The organism is Saccharomonospora amisosensis (assembly GCF_011761185.1).
Lineage (GTDB): Bacteria > Actinomycetota > Actinomycetes > Mycobacteriales > Pseudonocardiaceae > Saccharomonospora_A > Saccharomonospora_A amisosensis.
Genome location: NZ_JAAOYM010000002.1, coordinates 246,730 through 264,034, shown reverse-complemented (window position 1 = coordinate 264,034; position 17,305 = coordinate 246,730). Strand labels below are relative to the sequence as shown.

Here is a 17,305-nt window from a genome sequence, read left to right as displayed (position 1 = left end):
AATGGTTAGGAGATGGCCACGGCCACCACCAGACCGAGAGCGACGTGCGCGGCGGCCACTACGAAGCTGGCGGGAGTGAACCGGTCGCTCTCGATGGTGGAACGCACGTCGATGCGGGTGACCCACTCAAGCAGCCGCACCGCGAGCACCTGCGCCACGATGCCGATCAGCCCGTAGACCAGCGCGGTGATGAGCCCCTCGGCCAGATCGCTCGCCGATGACCAGATGGCGATCACGATGATGAACGCCATGGACACCATGCCCGACGCGGTGACCACCACGGCGTTCGGCAGGCCGCGCCGCACGAGTTCCGACAGCCTCCCCGGCGTGGTGAAGTCGATCGCGTAGAAACCGAGGAGCATCAGCACGAGGCCGACGATCGCGTAGAGCATGATCGCGCCGATGCCCCTGGCGAGGTCGGTGCCGAAGGTGTCGGACAGTGCAACAAGCACAGCAGTCTCCTGGGTCGACGTTGAAGGTGTCGGGCGTGTCCTATCACGATTGGGGTATGCGGTGGGGCACAAAGGCCGCACCGTCATCGGTGACCAGTCCCGAGGTTTCCCTGATGCCCAGTCCCGCCGACTCGTCCCCGACGATCCACGCGCCGAGCGCAGGTCTGAACCCCTCGAACTCCGGCAGCGGGTCGAACGCCTGGTAGACGTGGCCTTCCGCGCCGTATACGCCACCGGTCTGGGTCTCGTAGCCAGGCGCGACGATCTGCACGTTGGCTCCTTCCCGACCCAACTTGGGCTTGCGCACGTACTCGGTGAGCACGCCGGGGTGGTCGTTGAACGCGGGCAGCAGGTTGGGGTGGCCCGGGTAGTTCTCCCACAGCAGACCGAGGATGGCCTTGTTGGAAAGCAGCATCTTCCACAGCGGTTCGATCCACATGGTCCGCGGCAGCGACTCAACGGCGTAGCGGCCGAACTCCTCGTCGACCACCCATTCCCACGGGTAGAGCTTCACGACGGTGGCCATCGGGGCCTCTTCCAGATCCACGAACCGCTTCAGCAGTGGGTCCCAGCCAATCTCCTCGATGGCAAGGCCCACGGTGTCGAGTCCTGCCTCCGCCGCCGTCTCCTGCAGGTAGGAGGTTGTGATGTGGTCCTCACCTGTGCGGTCGGCGCTGGACCAGGTGAAGTGCAGTTCCTTGGATGGCAACCGCCCTCCGACCTGCTCCCAGCGTTCCACCAGCCGTTCGTGCACGGAGTTCCACTGGTCGTCGTCGGGAAAGACATCGGTCTTCCAGTGCCACTGCACCACCGCGGCCTCCAGCAGCGAGGTCGGGGTGTCGGCGTTGTACTCCAGCAGTTTTGCGGGGCCCCTGCCGTCGTAGCGCAGGTCGAACCGGCCGTAGATGTGCGGGTCGCCGCGCCTCCACGACTCGGCGATGTGCGGCCACACCCACTCCGGAATTCCGAACTCGGCGTATCGCTGTGCCGTAACGACGTGGTCGACGGCTTCCAGGCACATCGAGTGCAGCAACTCGACGTCGGCCTCCACGGAGAGCACCTCCTCCATGGACAGCACGTAGTGCACCGACTCGTCCCAGTACGGCCGGGCCTTGCCGGAGGCGTATCGCGCCGGTGTGCCGAAGACGAGCCCCTGTTCGGCGACGATGCGTTGCCAGTCGGGCCGAGCTTGCCGGGACTCCCTGTGCAACTACGAGCCCCCGCTCTTGCCGAATCCGCTGCTGCCGCTGATGCCGAATCCCCCGCGCTGGATCGTCTTGCCCGACGGCGTGCTGATGTTGGCGTTGGCGGGCCGGGTATACGAACCGCCGCTGACGGTGCTGCCCACGCTGCCGGTGCCGCCGTAGTTGTAGCGGTACTGTTGGTAACCGCCGCCCGGCATCGGCAGGAAAAGGAACCCTCCGGAGTAGTAGCCACCGTGGCTGGTGACGTAGTCGCGGTCGCAGTACTCGTCGTTCTGGACAACGGTTCCGTTCGCGTCGGTGCACACGGCGGTGACCTCATCCGGCGCCGCCACCGCGTACCAGCCCGCGACCAGACCCACGAGTCCCACCGTGACGCCCCCGCCGATCAGCACCTTCCGCCTGACCTCGGCCTTGTGCTCGGCCGCCTCGGCCTCCCGCTGCCGCGCCACCTCGCGCTCACGTTCCTGCTCGGCGGCCTTCTTCCGCGCGCGCTGCTCGGCGAGCGTGGGTTCGCGCGGCGTGGTGCTTTCGGCGTCCTGGAACCGCATGGAACCACGCGGCTTGCGATCCTTCGAGTCGAGCTCGTCGGGGTCGTCCGTCATCGAACACTCCAGTACCCACGGGACAGGGGCGACGTCACCCTATCGGCTCAGCGGCAGCCGCGTTGCGAGAACAGGCATCATGGACAGCGATGTCCGACCAGCCTGTCCGGTTACGTTCGACCAGAGCCGCGCTCCGCACCCGCGCGCTCATGGTCGGCCTCTTCCTCGGCGCACTGCTCGCGCTGTCCGTGACCTGGGTTTTCGCGCTGGGACCCGAGAGCGAGCAGGTCAAGGCGGAGCGCGAGGCGCAGCGCATCGTCGCGGCGAGGGAGCAGGCCTTCCGCTCACCTCCTGGAAGCTGCCTGACTTGGACCAAACCCGACGCCAGCGACGTCTCGAAGGTGTCGTGTGAGAAGGAGCACCTGTTCGAAGTCGTCGGTGCGGCGGATATCTCCGACGAGTACGGCCCCAAGGCCAAGGCACCGAACATCGACGGCTGGCGCAAACTCACCGAGGAACGCTGCGGCACCATCGCGCGCGATTACCTGCCCAAGCCGCTCGACCCGTTCGGCAAGCTGACGCTCGGCGTGCTTCGCCCAGACGCCGAGCAGTGGGCACGAGGCGACCGCAAGCTGCACTGCGGGCTGCAGTGGGTCGGCCCCGGCGGGGAGATGCAGAAGCTGGACAAACCCGCAGCCGAGATCAACCAGTCCAACGTCTGGGAGGCGGGCACGTGCCTGGCGCTGGTCGGCAAGACGGTGGGCGACCCGATCTCGTGTTCCACCAAACACTCCTACGAGATCGTCGGTCTCGTCGACCTGCGCGACGAGTTCGACGAGTACCCCCCACCCGACAAGCAGATGACGTGGCTGGACACGACCTGCTCCAAGATCGCCAAGGAGTACACCGGCGACAAGGATCTCGCCAAGGAAGGGCTGATCCTGAGCTGGGACGTGCGAGAGAAGGAGAGCTGGGACGCGGGCTCCACGCTGGTGAACTGCAAGGTCGGTGCCGTGTTGGACGACGACAGCGGGCTCGCACCGGTGCGCGGCAGTGTGAAGAAGTCCGAGAAGCCGCCCGAGAACAAGGACGGCAACACCGGCGGCGAGAAGTCCGGCGAAGGCAAGGAGGGCGACACCGACCAGGCGCCGGGTGGTGGCGGCGAATCTCAGCCGCCCGAGTCCGGAACGCAGGACACCGGCGGGTGAGGCCGTGGCCGTGGAGATGAGCGACGCCCGGTTCGAGGAACTGGTGGCCGACGCCCTGGACCAACTGCCGCCGGAGTTCGCCTCCGCCATGGACAACGTCGTGGTACTCGTGGAGGACCGCAACGAGTCCGAGCCCGACATCCTCGGGCTCTACCACGGCGTCGCGCTGACCGAGCGCGGTCACGACTACGGCGGGGTGCTGCCCGACCGAATCTCCATCTACCGCGAACCCATACTCGGCATATGCGACACCGAGGACGACGTGGTGGAGGAGGTGCTGATCACCGTGGTCCACGAGGTGGCACATCACTTCGGCATCGACGACGCGCGGCTGCACGAACTCGGCTGGGGATAGGGAGAGTTCTGACGAGCGGTGAACCGGGCGACCCGTGCCGCTGCCGCGGCGGTTCACCCGACGACGACGCCGGCGGCCACCTGGGCTCGCGCGGCGCTGACCCGTGCACGCCGCACCCGGCCGCGTGCCGCCCGCGCCGAGCCGCGGCTGTCGGGTCGATCGCAACCGCCATGCCGCCGTGCGCTACGGCAGCGGCGGGTATCACGCCAGGTCCCGGCCGTTGATGCGTCGGCTGCGCGGCGGGTTGGGCTGGCTGCTCGCCTCGAGCGCGGCGGGCAACCTCGGTGACGGCATCGCCAAGGTGGCATTCCCACTGCTGGCTGCCACCTTGACAAGGGACCCGGTGCTGATCGCGGGGCTCGCCGCCGCCCAGTTCCTGCCGTGGCTGCTGCTGGCGTTACCGACCGGCGTGCTGCTGGACCGGGTCGACAGGCGGACGGCGATCGTGCTCGCCAACATCGTACGGGCGGTCGCGGTGGCCGCCACCGGCGTGCTCGTGCATCTCGGGCTGGCTTCGATCTGGGTGGTGTACGCGGCCGCGCTGGTGGTCGGCGCCGCCGAGACGGTCGCCGACAGCGCGACGAACGTGCTGATCCCCGATGTGGTGCGGGGAAAGGGGCTGTCGCGGGCCAACAGCATGCTGCAGGGCACCGAGATCGTCGGGCAGACGTTCGTGGGCGGGCCCGTGGGCAGCGTGACGTTCGCGGTGTTCGCCGCGTTCCCGTTCCTGCTCAACTCCGGGGCGTTCGCACTGGGTGCGGCACTGTTGCTGGCGATGGCGGGTAGCTACCGGCCGCCCGCGCGTGAGACCCCGGTTTCCGGCGTGCGTGCTGATGTCGCGAGCGGGTTTCGCTGGCTGCGCGGCAACCCGGTGCTGCTCAGGCTGCTGGCCGTCGCGGGACTGCTCAGCTTCACCACCGAGCTGGCGCAGGCACAGCTCGTGCTCTACGCCTTGCAGGACCTCGGTCTGGACGAGGCCGCCTTCGGGGTGTTCGCCTTCGTGGGCGGAGTCGGCGGGCTCGCCGGCGCGGCGGCGGCCACCCGCCTGCTCGACAGGGTCGGCAGGCGCGGTGTGCTCGCGGGTGGCATCGCGGTGTCGGGCGCGGCGTTCACAGCCATGGGGGCCAGCGAGGAGGCTGTGCTTTCCGGCGTGCTGTTCGGCGTGTTCGCGGCAGCGATCGTGACCGTCAACGTCATGCTCGCGACGGCGAGGCACGTGCTGGTGCCGAACGAGCTGCTCGGCAGGGTGCTCGGGGTGTGGCGAACCGTGGTCTGGGGCGCCATCCCTGCCGGCGCGTTGCTCGGCGGTGTGCTCACCGACGCACTAGGGAGCTCAAGCGCGACGTTCGTGGTGTCGGGGTTGTCGCAGCTCGCCCTCGCCACGGCCGCGGCGCTGGCTGTGCGCGGTTGACGATCAGGAGCCGCCGGAGCCGGGCTCGACAGTGCGCACGGTCAACTGGTGGCCGGGGATGTCCCCGCCCGCACAGCCGGTGCCTGGTACCTCGACGTACTTGGCGGCGGTCTCTCCTGGTGGATACACGCGCAGCCCGCGGACCGGTGTCGGCTCACACGCGGCCGGGTCGTAGTTGCGAACCTGCACGAACCCCACCACGGCGTGGGCGGCCTCGCCCGGTTCGAGCGAGACCGGACCACCCTTGGGCCCTTCCCGCTCCGCTGCGGGGCCCACCTGATGGCCGTCCTCCCCCGCGACGTAGGAGACACCGGGGAAGCCCCGCAACACGCACGGGTTGTCGCCCTCGTTGGTGAACCGCAGCGGCCGGTAGTACGTACCGGCCGCGGCGGAACCCCGCCCCAGCGAAAGTGCCAGCTCCGCCGACCGGCACAGTGCGGGCTCGCCCTGCGGGGGCATGCCACTTCCCCGCACCGACTCACTGGTCGTTGGGTCCTTCTCGGCTTCACCCGTCGGCGGTGCCTGTGTGGTGCGTTGGGCCTCGCTCGGCCGCGACTGAACTGGCGACTGCGCCGAACCCGCCGTGTTCTGGGAGCCGCCACCACAGCCTGCGAGGCCGAGCACCACGGCCACGCCGGTGGCGACCAGCGCCACGACCGGGCTCCCGACGCGCTTCATGGTCATCACTCGCCTCCTCGGGAATGGTGCTACCCGATGGACGAGTGAGATACACACAGGGTTGCCCTCGATCAAGTGAGAAATTGTCGGACTGACCCGGGAGCTCAACCCAGCGTCATGCCGGCCCAGTCGTGGCAGTGCCAGCCACCGTCGGGCAACGCCTCCAGCCGCACGATCCCGGTGTTCGGCAGCAGGCCCTTGTCCGCGACCTCCGAGGTGACGTTGCGCGACATCCATTCGGCACCCAGCCGGATCGCGCCACCGTGACTGACCACGACGACAACCCCGTCGGCGTGCCGCTCCGCGTGCAGACCGCGCAGCCGTTCGACCGCACCGAGGAACCGCTCGCGCACCTCGTGCCCGCTCTCCCCGCCCGGCATGGAGGGGCTGAGGTCGCCCTGGGTCCACGGGTGCACGACCTTGAAATAGGTTTCGATCGCCTCTGGGTCGCCGCGATCCTCCAGATCGCCGACGTTCACCTCGTGCACCCCGTCCAGTGGGTTTACCTCCATCGACAACGCCGCGGCCAGTGGCTGGGCGGTCTGCTGGGCCCGCGTCGCGTGCGATGCGTAGACGGCCGCGACCGGCTCGTCACCCAGCCGCTGCGCCAGTGCCTGCGCCTGCTGCCTGCCGAGGTCGGTCAGCGGTGGGCCCGGTAGCGCGGTGTTCAGCGTCCGCAGCACGTTGGCGGTGCTCTGCGCATGCCGGACCAGGTAGAGCCTCACGCCAGTTCTCCCCTTCTCACGGCGGCGACCCAGTCTGCCGCGTTCACGAAGTCCTGGTTGGCCGCTCCTTGCTCGATGGTCGCGGCCACCCCGTCCGCCCTCGGGTGCGAGCCGAGAAAGCGGACGTTGTTGCAGCGGCGGCGAAGCGCGGCGAGCGCGTCGCCGATCCTCGGTTCGATGACATGCCCCTCGAAGTCGATGAAGAACCGGTAGAGACCGAAGTTGCCTTTGATCGGGCGCGCGTCCAGACGCGTGAGGTTGATGCCGCGAAACGCCAACTCGGTGAGCAGTTCGGCGAGCGCGCCGGTGCGGTTGGCCGCCGCGGCCACGATCGAGGTGCGGTCGTGGCCGGTCGGCCCTGGCAGCGTGCCCGGCGGGCGCAGCAGCAGGAAACGCGTCCTTGCGTCGGGCACGTCGGCGACACCGGTGGCAAGTACGCGCAGTGGATAGTGCTCGACGGCAACCGGAGCGGCGACAGCGGCGTCGTACTCCCCTCGTTGCACGGCCACGGCGGCCGCCGCCGTTGACGACGCGACGACGGTGCGGGCCTGCGGAAGGTTGGCCGCGAGCCACTGCCTGACCTGAGCAAGGGCGTGGGGGTGGCTGGCGACCGTGCGTACCGTGTCGACGTCGTCGCGGGTGAGCACGCTGAAGTGCACGGCAAGCAACTCCTCCGCGACGGCCACGAGTGGGGCGTCCTCGGCGAGCCCGTCGAGCGTCGCGGTGACGGCGCCCTCCACCGAGTTCTCGACCGGCACGCAGGCACCGGCGGCCTCGCCCTTACGGACGGCTGTCAGCGCTGCCGAGATCGTCTCCACCGGGAACAGCTCATCGTCGGCTGCCAGTCGGCGCGCGGCCTGCTCGGTGAAGGTTCCCTGGGGTCCGAAGTAGGCGATCCGTGACACCAGGCAAGGCTACGGTGAGACCACTCTCACTCGCATGGCCGGTAGGACCGGCGGTTACCAGGCGGCGTCTTTTTTGCGATGCTGTAGTTGTGACCGCCGAATCAGGCACGCAGGCACGAAACGGGTCCGGCACGGCAGCCACTCCACCGCACCTGCCAGAGTTGGTGTTGTGCGCGGTCGACGAGCCGCTGGCGAGAGCTTGGCAGACGGTACGCGACACGGTTTCGGGTTCGGTGCACGTGCACCATGGATCGGTACTCGACGTGGCCGCGCAGGCGGTGGTGAGCCCGGCGAACTCCTACGGTTGGATGCGCGGCGGCATCGACGCCGTCTACGCCAGGGCGTTCCCCGGCATCGAACAGCAGGTGCGCAGCACCGTGCTTGCCTACCACGGCGGCGAGTTGCCGATCGGGGAGGCGGTAGTGGTGCCGACCGGCGAGGTGGCCCCGGAGTGGCTGATCAGTGCGCCAACGATGCGGCAGCCGGGTGAACGGTTGCCGGAGGACTCCGTGCATCCCTATCTCGCCGCGCGAGCGGTCTTCCAGCTTTGGCGCGAAGGCAGGTTCGAACACGGCGTCCAGATCAGCGAGGCCGTGCAGACCATCGCCATGCCCGGCCTCGGCACCGGTGTGGGTGGTATCCCGCCCATGACGTGCGCCCGGCAGGTCGCTGCCGCGTGGACCGAGGTCTTCGAACGCGGCTGACACCGCTCACGGTCAGCCGTGGCCGTGCTCGGGTACCGCCGACCGCGCGGCCTTCGACTCTCCCTTCCGCGTGAGGTGGCGGTCAGCATCACCACAGCGTCAGCTTCGAGGTGTCGCTCGGCGAACACCTGGTACTTGCCGCGTTCGCGGGCTTCAGCGGAACCGTCCGCCACCGGCTCCGGCGCGCGGTGGCGTGGAGAAGGTCACAGTCGGTTCATCCGGCAACCGACCTACCGTTGAATCTGCGGTTACGCAGATGTACGGCGCTGGCCCATCGACGGGCAAGGAGTGAGCGTATGCCACGGGTCCGTGAGCTGAGCCCCTATGTCGAGCTGCAGCGTGATCAGTGGCGTGAGTTGCGCCGCTCCACCCCGCTGCCGCTCACCGCAGACGAACTGGTGCGGCTGAGAGGGCTCGGCGAGAAGATCGACCTCACCGAGGTCGCCGAGGTGTACCTGCCGCTCTCGCGACTCATCAACCTGCAGGTGGCGGCGCGGCAGCAGCTGTACGAGGCGACCACGACGTTCCTCGGCGACGACGCCCACGGCACCAAGGTGCCGTTCGTCATCGGCATCGCGGGCAGCGTCGCGGTCGGCAAGTCCACTACCGCCCGCATCCTGCGTACCCTGCTTGCCCGCTGGCCGGACCATCCCCGAGTGGACCTTGTCACCACTGACGGCTTCCTGCACCCCCGTGCTGAGCTGGTGCGCAGGGGGATCATGCACAGGAAGGGCTTCCCGGAGAGCTACGACCGCAGGGCGCTGCTGCGGTTCGTCACCGACGTGAAGTCCGGCGCCGAGGAGGTTCGTGCACCCGTCTACTCACACCTGGCCTACGACATCCTTCCCGGCGAGGAGCAGGTGGTGCGCAGGCCGGACATCCTGATCCTGGAGGGCCTCAACGTGCTGCAACCCGGCCCCCGGCTGACGGTGTCGGACCTGTTCGACTTCTCGATCTACGTCGACGCGCACACCGCGGACATCGAGCAGTGGTATGTGGAGCGGTTCCTCGAGTTGCGGCACACCGCGTTCGCCGACCCCAACTCGCACTTCCACCACTTCGCCAGCCTGCCGGACGACGAGGCCAGGACCGAGGCACGGCATCTGTGGAAGACGATCAACGAGCCGAACCTGATCGAGAACATCCGACCCACCAGACCGCGCGCCACACTGGTGCTGCGCAAGGACGCCGACCACGCGATCAACCGCGTGCGACTTCGTAAGCTCTGAATTCACCCGTTCCGGCTGTTTCCACGCCTGGCCGTCGGGCGCGCCCGGCCTGACGATATTCAGGATGGACAAGGCGACGCGCCGGGTACTCGTGAGCGTTCTCGGCCCCCCATGTGTCCGCAGGCGTGACCACGACGAACCGATCGCCGACCCGGCGCTTCGGGTGGTGCTGGCGACACTGCTGGTCAACGCCAACCAGCCGGTCTCCGAATCGGAACTGATCGCGGCCGCGTGGGCGGGCACCGAGAAACCGGCCAACCCGCACGATTCGCTCTACACCCGGATCTCCAGGCTGCGCACGTTGCTGGCACCGGACGGCGACGTAACCTGGTCACCCGCCGGGTACGTGCTGCGCATCGACCCGCAACGCATCGACGCGGTGTACTTCGAGTGGCTCATCGAGACCGCGCGCTGGTCCGACCCCGCCGGGGCCGTCGAACTGCTCACCGGCGCGCTCACGATGTGGCGGGGCGAGCCACTGCCACAACTACGCGACGCAGGCCTGGACCACCCGGAGGCGGTCCGGCTGAAGCAACTCCGGTTGCGCGCCGTCGAGGACCTGGCGATCAGGGAACTGCAACTCGGCGACCCGGTGCGGGCGGCACAGCGGCTGCTCGCGCTGCTTGAGGTGCAGCCGCACCGGGAACGCGCCTGCGGTTACGCGATGTGGGCGCTGCACGGCATCGGCAGGACGGCGGATGCCGCCAGGCAGTACGAGCTGCTGCGCGATCGGCTCGCCACCGAACTGGGCGCCGAACCCGGCAGCGAGCTGCGGTGCACCTACCACGCCGTTACGGGAAGCCCACCGCCACGCCTGCGTGGTACCGCGGCACCACCGGCGAGCGGTTTCGTGGGCAGGCAACCCGAGCTCGCCCGGCTGACCGCGATGCTGCGACGCGACGGGATCGTGACCGTGGTGGGCAGGCCTGGGGCAGGCAAGACCCGGCTGGCGCTGGAAGCGGTCTCCGTTGTGGCCGATCCGGTCGCCGTGGTCCCGTTGACGGACCAGGACGGCGACACCGTCGCACTCGCAGTGGCCGCGGCGCTCGGAGTGCAAACCGACGGCGACGGGGAGTCCGCTGCCGCTGCCGTTACCGAGTACCTCATCGGCAGGCGGCAGGTGCTCGTACTGGACGGCTGCGAGCACGTGCTCTACGCCGTGCGGGGCCTGCTAAGGCGCATCCAGTGGCGCTGCCACGCCGTGACGGTCCTTGCCACCAGCCGGGTCCGGCTCGGTCTCGGCGGTGAGCAGGTGCTTGCGCTCGGGCCACTGCCCGTCGACCCGGCGACCGACCCGCTCGCCTCGCCCGCGGGCCAACTCTTCCTTGAGCGGGCAGGGGAAGCCGGCACCGGTTTTCCCGCCACGCAGGCCGAAGCCGAACTCGCCCGCGCGGTGTTGCGTGGCCTGGACTGCCTTCCACTATCGGTTGAGTTGCTGGCGGCACGGCTCGCCTCCCGCGAAGGGCAGCCACCTGCACAGTGGCCGCCCGACATCGCCGAGTGGTGCTACGAGGACTCGGGCAACGCCGAACGGGACCTGCTGGCCGCCCTGGCCGTGTTCCACAGGGACTTCGATCTCGCCTCCTGCCGAGCCGTTGTAACCGATGGTGGCGACGTCGAAAGTCTGCTGCGGCGCCTCACCGGAGCGCGGCTGCTGACCACCGACGGCACAGCGGCGCAGGCGCGATACCGGCTGCCGGACCAGCTTCGGCGGATCGCGGCGACGCGACTGTCCGGTTCGGACCACGAACCCAAGGTGCGCGAGCGGCACGCCCGCTGGTGCCGCGAAACCGTCGTGGCCGCCACTCGCCGCGCCGCTGAGGACTTCCCTTCCGCCGCGTGGAGCGTGCACAAGGCGGCCACCGACATCGCGGGCGCGCTGCGTTGGGCGGAAGTCGAGGACCCGCCGCTGGCCGCCGATGTGACCGGCCACCTCGGGCTGCTTTCGCCGTACCGCTGCGAGCCCGGCCTGCTCGCCTGGCGGCTGCGGGTGGCGCGCACCGACACTGAGCACGCGTTGGCTGTGGCTTCGGGTGCGGGGGCGGCCGTGCACCTCGGCCACGTCGAGGAAGCGTTGCGGCTGGCCACGAAGGCCGCGGAGTCGGCGACCACTACCGAGGAGCGCTACCTGGCACTGCACTCGCTGGCGAGCGCGCGGCTGCTATGGGGCGATCCTGTCGGGGCTGCCGCCAGCTGTGCGGAGCTCACGGCCGTGCCCGACCTGACCGAGCGCTGCCGGGTCGACGCACTGGCCCTGTCCGCACTTGCCGCGGCACGCAAGGGCAGCCACGACGAGGCACGGCGCACCGCCGCCGACGCGGTCGGATTGGCGGAAGCGTCCGGCGCGGCCGACCGGCTCGCGTTCGCCCGCTACGTCGAGGGCGAAGTGCGGGTGCGCACCGACACCGCGGCGGGTGCCGCCATCCTGCGAACCGCTCGGGCGCAGGCCGTGGCGGCGGGTGCCGCCGTGGTGAACCGCTGGGCGACGACAACGCTTGCGGCCGCGCTGGTCCGGCTGGGCAGGGTGCCGGAAGCGGCGAAGCTGCTGCAGGAGGCGCTCTGGCACTGCAGGCGTGCCCGTGTGCTGCCCGACACCGTCGCAGCCGTCGGCGTCGCGGCCGACCTGCTAACCGCCGCGGGTGACCGGCAAGCGGCGCAGCGGCTTCGCTCCGAGCCTCCGCCCGGCGATCACCTCGCGGCGGCCGAGGTCGCCGACGGGGCCGCCCGCGCGATCGCGGTTTGGTTCGGCACCTGGCAACCGTGAGGCCCTCCCGCACGCGGCGGTAGGCATACAGTTGGCGGTCATGCGGCGGCGGTGGTTGATCGGCCTCGTTGTGGTCGGCACGATCGTCGCCGTGGTGTTCGGCGGCGCGTTCGCGTTCCAGCGGAAACTGATCTACCTGCCTTCCGGCGGTCAGCCGCCCAGTGCGGCCGAGGTACTGCCGGGCGGTCGCGACGTCGCGTTCACCACCGAGGACGGCCTACGGTTGGCCGCCTGGTACTTCCCGGTGCCCGGTGCCACCGCGACCGTACTGGTGGCGCCGGGCAACGCCGGGAACCGCTCGGTGCGGGTACCGCTCGCGCGGGCGCTCACCGGCGACGGCCTCTCGGTGCTGCTGCTCGACTACCGCGGCTACGGGGGTAACCCGGGAAACCCCACCGAAGAGGGCTTGAAACTCGACGCGCGTGCCGCGTGGCGCTTCCTCGTGCGAGAAGCCGGTGTGTCGCCCGGCGACCTGGTGTACTTCGGGGAAAGTCTCGGCGCCGCCGTCGTCAGCGAACTCGCCGTGCGACATCCACCCAAGGCGCTGGTGCTGCGTTCGCCGTTCACCGACCTGGCCGCTGTCGCGCGGCGGCACTACCCATTCCTGCCGATGCGCTGGCTGCTGCTCGACACCTTTCCCGTCGTCGACTACGTCTCACGGGTACGGGCACCGGTGACCGTGGTGTACGGAACCGCCGACTCCATCGTCCCCGCCGAGCAGAGCGCAGCCGTGGCCGATGCGGCAGGCGCCGCCGTGGTGGAGGTACCCGGTGCCGACCACAACGACATGGCGCTGCTGGACGGCCGCCGGTTGATCGACGCGATCGTCGAACAAGCGGTCCGGCCACGATGACCGCACCGGCGAAGGCTCAGCGCTACCTGCCTCATCCGACCGGCCCAGGCTGCCGGCCGAGCATTAACCGGTTGGCCGATACCGCGCGTAGCTGTCCGCGGTGACCCTTATGGGGGTGTAACAGCGGCGCGGGGAGGTCCACCAGTGCTCTCGATCATCCTCACCTGGATCGGCGCGATACTCGGCATCGCCGTGCTGCTGGCTATGGCCTTCGGTGCCTTCGTGCTCGACTTCGACGACACCCGCGGCAGGCGGGAGCGCGATCAGCAGCCACAGCGGCCGCAACAACCGCGCCGGGGCTGCGAGCAGCGTTGAGCGCCGGGGGCGTCATTGCCTTGCCACCTTCGGCAGCGCGATCCTCGCCCTGCGGATCTCGGCGAGCAGCCTGCGCTTGCGCTTGTGGGTCTGGACCAGCTCGGCAAGGTACTCGCTGAACTCCTCCGCGGTTCCCGCGCGCTTGTGCAGCATTCGCAACCTGCGTAGCTGGCTCGCCGCCCGCGCGTAGTTCTCCGCGTCCCGCTGCTGGATCAGCGCCTCCACATGGCTTCGGTAGACGGGGATGAGGTCGCCCGCCGGGTGTTGCCCTGCCGCTCGCCATGCCTCGTCGGCCCTGTCTTCGGCGAGCAGATCGCGCACCAGCTCGGCAGGCTGCCGGGAGCTGGCGCGTTCCAGCGCGTCGACAACGGGGCCTCGACGCGCCGCTCCGTCGTTGCCGAGTGCCTGCGCGGCGTGCGCGATCGCCTCCGCGTGCCTGCCTGCCGCGCGCAACACCCGTACGATCCTGAGGCTGATGTCCAGCCGCGGCAGTTGCTCCGAAAGCAGCCGCACCACGGTGTCGACATCGCCGGTGATCTCGGCGATCTCCAACCGAAGCCGCTGCGCCGTCCCGCCCCTGTCGGTGGACTTCTCGGGATCGGCCTCCGCCAGCACGGTGTCCACAGCGGACCTGACCAGCTCGATTCCGTCGGTGCCAAGTGCCTGGGCGAACTCCGGCAGCCGGATCTGCGGCCACCCCGGACTGTCGAACGCGACCCGAACTATCCACTCCGCCAGTTGTCTCGGCTGCGGTGGGTGCGCGGCGCAGGCCCTGGCGTACAGCGAGACCGCTCTCTCCAACTGGTCCCGCATACCGCCCGCCGAGTCGTCCACATCGGCGAGCGCCGCGATTATCCGGTCGACCGCGTGTCTTGCCAGCGGCGCGACGTCGGCCTGCGTGCCCGCGTCGAGCAGCCGGCGCAGCGTGTCGAGCACAGAGGCGATCTGCACCGACTCGGCGGCACGCACCGCGTCGTCGAGCAGGTCGCTGACCTCGGCCAACTCTCCATCGGTGGCACCGCCTGCCATCGCATGCAGCCGCTTGCGCAGGTCGGCGTCACGGTCGGCCTGCTCGCACAGGAGGTCGGCCAGCGTCTCCTTGTCTAGCGAATGGAGGAACGAACGCAGGTCCGATCGGAGGTTCACCCGCTCATGGTGCCATCCGCCGCGGGCTCGTTGGTCACCGTCACGTGCCGATCGATCGCCGACTGTCGCCGCTGCCGAGGCACGAACAGTTCCCCGAGCCTGCACACCTCAAGTCCTGACTGCAGCCGCAGCGCGTTCACCGCACCAAGGGGTGTGCCGATGGCGGCCGACTTCACGGCCTCGAGGTCAGCGAGCAGGAACAGCCGGTCCCTTGCCCTGGCAACGGCCGAGGCGAACTCGCCGCAGTGGTCCCGCCAGTCGTCGCGGGTGAGGTCGAGCACGACGGTGCCGAACTCGTGGCCCACCACCGTGCCTGCCGTGCCGACCGACACGGCAGGCGCGTCGCGAAGCGTCCGCAACCAGTCCTCCACATGCGACTGCTCAGGCACGAACACCGCGCCACCTCGGGCAGTGACCAGTTTGGCAAGCGCGGCCCGTTCCCCTGCGCTGCCCGTGGTGTCGAGCAGGACCACCTCGGTGGTGCGGTCATCGCCGCCCGCCAGCACCTCGTAGCCGGTGGCGTTGGCCAGCGTGCGAACGGAGGGGCCGAACCGGAACTGCGTGGTGAGCACGGCACAGCCGGGGTGTGCCCGCGCGTCGGCTGGGCTTTCGATGCCACAGTGGGAGAACGGCGTCGCGAGCGTCCAGCTACGCACCTCGGGCAGGTCCGCCGCGAGGTGCGGGATTCGCCGGGACGGTGGCTGGTTGAAGTCACCGAAAACCACGGCGGTTTCGCGAGCCTGCGCCACCGCCAGCAGCACATCGGCCAGCGGCGCCGACCCCGCGTCGTCAATCAACACCACGTCGAAGGGGCGGCTGGTGAACACATGCCGGTCCAGCGAGGTACGGACCACCCTGCCCGACTCCCATGCCGCCGCCTGTGACTCGCCGCGGAGCCGGTACGCGCGCTCCCCGATCCACCACAAGCGTTCCTCGAACCGACCACGCAGCGCCGCGCGGTGCTTGCTGCGTTCCCGCAGCCGCTCCCGCTCAGCGTGCAGCCCGGGGAGCCCGCGCCGCACGCACTCGGCGTGAAACCGCTCGTCCTGTTCGCTTGCGACTCCACCGGCGCGAAGCCGCACGATGCTGCCGCGCAACTGTTCCGCGTGCGCGTGCGCCCGCGACTCGGCGCGCGCGGCCTCGTCGAACCTGGCGTGCGCGGCGGCCAGTTCGTTCTCAAGCCGGTGCAGTTCCTCGTCGGCCAGTTTGCGGGCGCGCCTGCTCGCCTGCTCGATCCGCTGCACCACGAGGTCGCGCTCCGCCTCGGCGGCAAGCAGGTCCTTGCGGTCTCGGCGTCGCCCCCGGTAGAAGCGACCCCCTTCGCTCAACCGGCGCCCGAGCTCGGCCAGCCTGGCATCGAGGCGAGCGAGTCGCTCGCCGAGTGCGCGGGTCTCGACACTGCTGACCCGCTCGTCGGCCACACACGCCCAGGCCTGCCGCTTGGACCACAGGAAGGCGCGGACGTCGGCGAGTTCCCCGACCGTTTCCGCGTGCAGCCTCCTCGCGTCCGCGTACTCCGCTTCCAACACCCGCGCCCTGTTGCCGCAGTGCAGCCTGCGTTCGGCTTCGAGGAAGGCGTCGTGGTCGTAGCCCGCCAGCACATCGTCGAGGTAGGCGAGCCTGCTGTCGGCCGAGGCCAGTTCGGCCAGGTCGTCCTGGATGCGCACGCGCTCGGGGTCGGTGGGTGCTTCCACCCGGTTGTCGGCGGCGGTCACGTGAAGCACGCGCTTGCCCGCGCGGGCGAGTTCAGCGACCGCGGAGGAGGCGATCCGCGACTTGCCGGTGCCCGGCGGGCCCCATACCAGCCGTACCCCCGGGGTGAGGCAGGCTTCGTAGGGATCGTCCGCGGGGTCGAGTTCTCCTGCGGCGAGCCGGTCGGCCAGCGGGGCGTAGCCGATGTCGCGTAGCCCTCTCGCCAGCCGGGCGAGCGCGTCGTGCGGCGACAGTTGTCGCACCCACACCTTGCCGCACTCCGGCGGCAGCGTGCCGGTCTCACGCAGCCAGAGCACACCGCCGCTGACCTCGCCCTTCACCGGGACAGCGGCTCCCTCGCGCGGGCCGTTGTCCCCGGCGAGTCGGATGTCCTCCAACAGGTCGATCGCTTTGCCACGCAGATCGACCACCAGGGTGCCGTCGGTGGTCTTGCGCGGGCGCCCCAAGCTGGTCCACTCCTCGACTCGCCGCGCGTGTTCGAGCTCGGCCTCAACCGCGCGGGCCGCCTGCTGTCGCCAATCGGCCATCCCGCCCCTTTCGTCGCGCCCCGAGTAAACCAAGGAAGGCCCTCGCGGGCGCTGCAAGTAATCCGAGTGTGTTACCTGCGTGGTAGGTAGGAGCGGTGACATTGGACGATCTGGCCCGCAGGCTGCGCGAGTTCGCCGACGCGCGTGACTGGGGCGAATACCACACTCCGAAGAATCTCGCCATGGCTCTGTCCGGTGAGGTCGGTGAGCTGACGGCACTGTTTCAGTGGCTGACTCCGGAGGAATCGCTCACCGCGATGTCCGACGAACGGTTGCGAAGCGAGGTGCTGGACGAACTCGCCGATGTGTTGCTGTATCTGGTTCGGCTCGCCGACGTACTCGGAGTGGACCTGCTGGCGGCGGGCAACGCCAAGATCGAGCGCAATGAGCGTCGCTTCCCGCCAGGGCGCGGCGGCTATTCGTCGCCGTAGCTCAAGCCGCTTCGACGCATCAGCGAACTCACCGCGGGCACACCCACGATGCCCACAATGATGAACGCCGAGGAGTCGACGCCCGCCATGCGGTGGTTTGCGGTGACGCCGAACTGGCTGTTCAGCAGGCCCACCTCGTCGG

General features: G+C 69.7%; 18 protein-coding genes. 9 read left to right on the top strand and 9 right to left on the bottom strand.

Translation table 11 applies throughout. From position 1 onward, the window contains the following. Positions 1-5 precede the first annotated feature (5 nt). Genes FHU38_RS24405 through FHU38_RS24395 form a run of 3 tightly spaced genes read right to left on the bottom strand, consistent with a single transcriptional unit; the run spans position 6 to position 2,259 of the window. Positions 6-452: a DUF350 domain-containing protein gene (locus tag FHU38_RS24405; RefSeq protein ID WP_167176802.1), complete on the bottom strand. Its 447-nt coding sequence runs from the start codon at positions 450-452 to the stop codon at positions 6-8. Between the two features lie 43 nt (positions 453-495). Next, positions 496-1,662, bottom strand: a complete 1,167-nt coding sequence (locus tag FHU38_RS24400; RefSeq protein ID WP_167176800.1) for a glutathionylspermidine synthase family protein — start codon at positions 1,660-1,662, stop codon at positions 496-498. Then, entirely contained in the window at positions 1,663-2,259 is a 597-nt protein-coding gene (locus tag FHU38_RS24395; RefSeq protein WP_167176798.1) for a hypothetical protein, read from the bottom strand. It lies immediately after the preceding gene. Between the two features lie 89 nt (positions 2,260-2,348). Here FHU38_RS24395 and FHU38_RS24390 point away from each other — a divergent pair, with 89 nt between their 5' ends. From FHU38_RS24390 to FHU38_RS24380, 3 genes are all read left to right on the top strand, one after another. After that, positions 2,349-3,407 carry a septum formation family protein gene (locus tag FHU38_RS24390; RefSeq protein ID WP_167176796.1) on the top strand — a complete coding sequence of 353 codons (1,059 nt, stop codon included), beginning with the start codon at positions 2,349-2,351 and terminating at the stop codon, positions 3,405-3,407. 4 nt (positions 3,408-3,411) lie between these two features. After that, a complete protein-coding gene (locus FHU38_RS24385; protein WP_167176794.1) occupies positions 3,412-3,762 on the top strand; it encodes a metallopeptidase family protein in 351 nt (116 codons plus the stop codon). 223 nt (positions 3,763-3,985) lie between these two features. Beyond that, on the top strand, positions 3,986-5,173 hold the full coding sequence (locus tag FHU38_RS24380) for an MFS transporter (RefSeq protein ID WP_167177220.1): 1,188 nt from the start codon (positions 3,986-3,988) through the stop codon (positions 5,171-5,173). 3 nt (positions 5,174-5,176) lie between these two features. Here FHU38_RS24380 and FHU38_RS24375 read toward each other — a convergent pair whose 3' ends face one another. The 3 genes from FHU38_RS24375 to pheA all read right to left on the bottom strand — a co-directional run bounded on the left by FHU38_RS24375 (position 5,177) and on the right by pheA (position 7,481). Then, on the bottom strand, positions 5,177-5,857 hold the full coding sequence (locus FHU38_RS24375; RefSeq protein WP_167176792.1) for a DUF4232 domain-containing protein: 681 nt from the start codon (positions 5,855-5,857) through the stop codon (positions 5,177-5,179). A gap of 98 nt (positions 5,858-5,955) precedes the next feature. After that, entirely contained in the window at positions 5,956-6,576 is a 621-nt protein-coding gene (locus tag FHU38_RS24370) for a histidine phosphatase family protein (protein ID WP_167176790.1), read from the bottom strand. Then, entirely contained in the window at positions 6,573-7,481 is a 909-nt protein-coding gene (pheA, locus tag FHU38_RS24365; protein ID WP_167176787.1) for a prephenate dehydratase, read from the bottom strand. Before pheA ends, FHU38_RS24370 begins: the two co-directional genes overlap by 4 nt. 89 nt (positions 7,482-7,570) lie before the next feature. Between pheA and FHU38_RS24360 the strand changes: the two genes are divergently transcribed. From FHU38_RS24360 to FHU38_RS24340, 5 genes are all read left to right on the top strand, one after another. Further along, complete coding sequence (locus FHU38_RS24360) at positions 7,571-8,185, top strand: macro domain-containing protein (protein WP_167176785.1); 615 nt, start codon at positions 7,571-7,573, stop codon at positions 8,183-8,185. Positions 8,186-8,481: 296 nt separating this feature from the next. Then, positions 8,482-9,414, top strand: a complete 933-nt coding sequence (gene coaA / locus FHU38_RS24355) for a type I pantothenate kinase (RefSeq protein ID WP_167176783.1) — start codon at positions 8,482-8,484, stop codon at positions 9,412-9,414. 64 nt (positions 9,415-9,478) lie between these two features. Then, complete coding sequence (locus tag FHU38_RS24350; RefSeq protein ID WP_167176781.1) at positions 9,479-12,178, top strand: AfsR/SARP family transcriptional regulator; 2,700 nt, start codon at positions 9,479-9,481, stop codon at positions 12,176-12,178. Positions 12,179-12,218: 40 nt separating this feature from the next. Continuing rightward, entirely contained in the window at positions 12,219-13,031 is an 813-nt protein-coding gene (locus FHU38_RS24345) for an alpha/beta hydrolase (protein ID WP_167176779.1), read from the top strand. A gap of 144 nt (positions 13,032-13,175) precedes the next feature. After that, positions 13,176-13,346, top strand: a complete 171-nt coding sequence (locus FHU38_RS24340; RefSeq protein WP_167176777.1) for a hypothetical protein — start codon at positions 13,176-13,178, stop codon at positions 13,344-13,346. 12 nt (positions 13,347-13,358) lie between these two features. Here the strand turns inward: FHU38_RS24340 and FHU38_RS24335 are convergent, their stop codons facing one another. Together FHU38_RS24335 and FHU38_RS24330 are read right to left on the bottom strand one after the other, a co-directional pair. After that, a complete protein-coding gene (locus FHU38_RS24335; RefSeq protein ID WP_167176775.1) occupies positions 13,359-14,492 on the bottom strand; it encodes a DUF6880 family protein in 1,134 nt (377 codons plus the stop codon). Next, a complete protein-coding gene (locus tag FHU38_RS24330; protein ID WP_167176773.1) occupies positions 14,489-16,732 on the bottom strand; it encodes a hypothetical protein in 2,244 nt (747 codons plus the stop codon). Before FHU38_RS24330 ends, FHU38_RS24335 begins: the two co-directional genes overlap by 4 nt. A gap of 95 nt (positions 16,733-16,827) precedes the next feature. Here FHU38_RS24330 and FHU38_RS24325 point away from each other — a divergent pair, with 95 nt between their 5' ends. Then, the gene (locus tag FHU38_RS24325) at positions 16,828-17,163 is read left to right on the top strand and encodes a nucleotide pyrophosphohydrolase (RefSeq protein ID WP_167176771.1); all 336 of its coding nucleotides are present in this window, start codon (positions 16,828-16,830) and stop codon (positions 17,161-17,163) included. Here FHU38_RS24325 and FHU38_RS24320 read toward each other — a convergent pair. Then, complete coding sequence (locus FHU38_RS24320; protein ID WP_167176769.1) at positions 17,148-17,297, bottom strand: hypothetical protein; 150 nt, start codon at positions 17,295-17,297, stop codon at positions 17,148-17,150. The genes FHU38_RS24325 and FHU38_RS24320 overlap by 16 nt on opposite strands. Positions 17,298-17,305 lie beyond the last annotated feature (8 nt).

Bases quoted from the DNA above. Each gene is read 5' to 3' on its own strand.
- FHU38_RS24380 (WP_167177220.1), top strand. From the start codon at position 3,986: ATGCGTCGGCTGCGCGGCGGGTTGGGCTGGCTGCTCGCCTCGAGCGCG.
- FHU38_RS24395 (WP_167176798.1), bottom strand. From the start codon at position 2,259: ATGACGGACGACCCCGACGAGCTCGACTCGAAGGATCGCAAGCCGCGT.
- FHU38_RS24350 (WP_167176781.1), top strand. From the start codon at position 9,479: ATGGACAAGGCGACGCGCCGGGTACTCGTGAGCGTTCTCGGCCCCCCA.
- FHU38_RS24330 (WP_167176773.1), bottom strand. From the start codon at position 16,732: ATGGCCGATTGGCGACAGCAGGCGGCCCGCGCGGTTGAGGCCGAGCTC.
- FHU38_RS24345 (WP_167176779.1), top strand. From the start codon at position 12,219: ATGCGGCGGCGGTGGTTGATCGGCCTCGTTGTGGTCGGCACGATCGTC.
- FHU38_RS24390 (WP_167176796.1), top strand. From the start codon at position 2,349: ATGTCCGACCAGCCTGTCCGGTTACGTTCGACCAGAGCCGCGCTCCGC.
- FHU38_RS24375 (WP_167176792.1), bottom strand. From the start codon at position 5,857: ATGACCATGAAGCGCGTCGGGAGCCCGGTCGTGGCGCTGGTCGCCACC.
- coaA (WP_167176783.1), top strand. From the start codon at position 8,482: ATGCCACGGGTCCGTGAGCTGAGCCCCTATGTCGAGCTGCAGCGTGAT.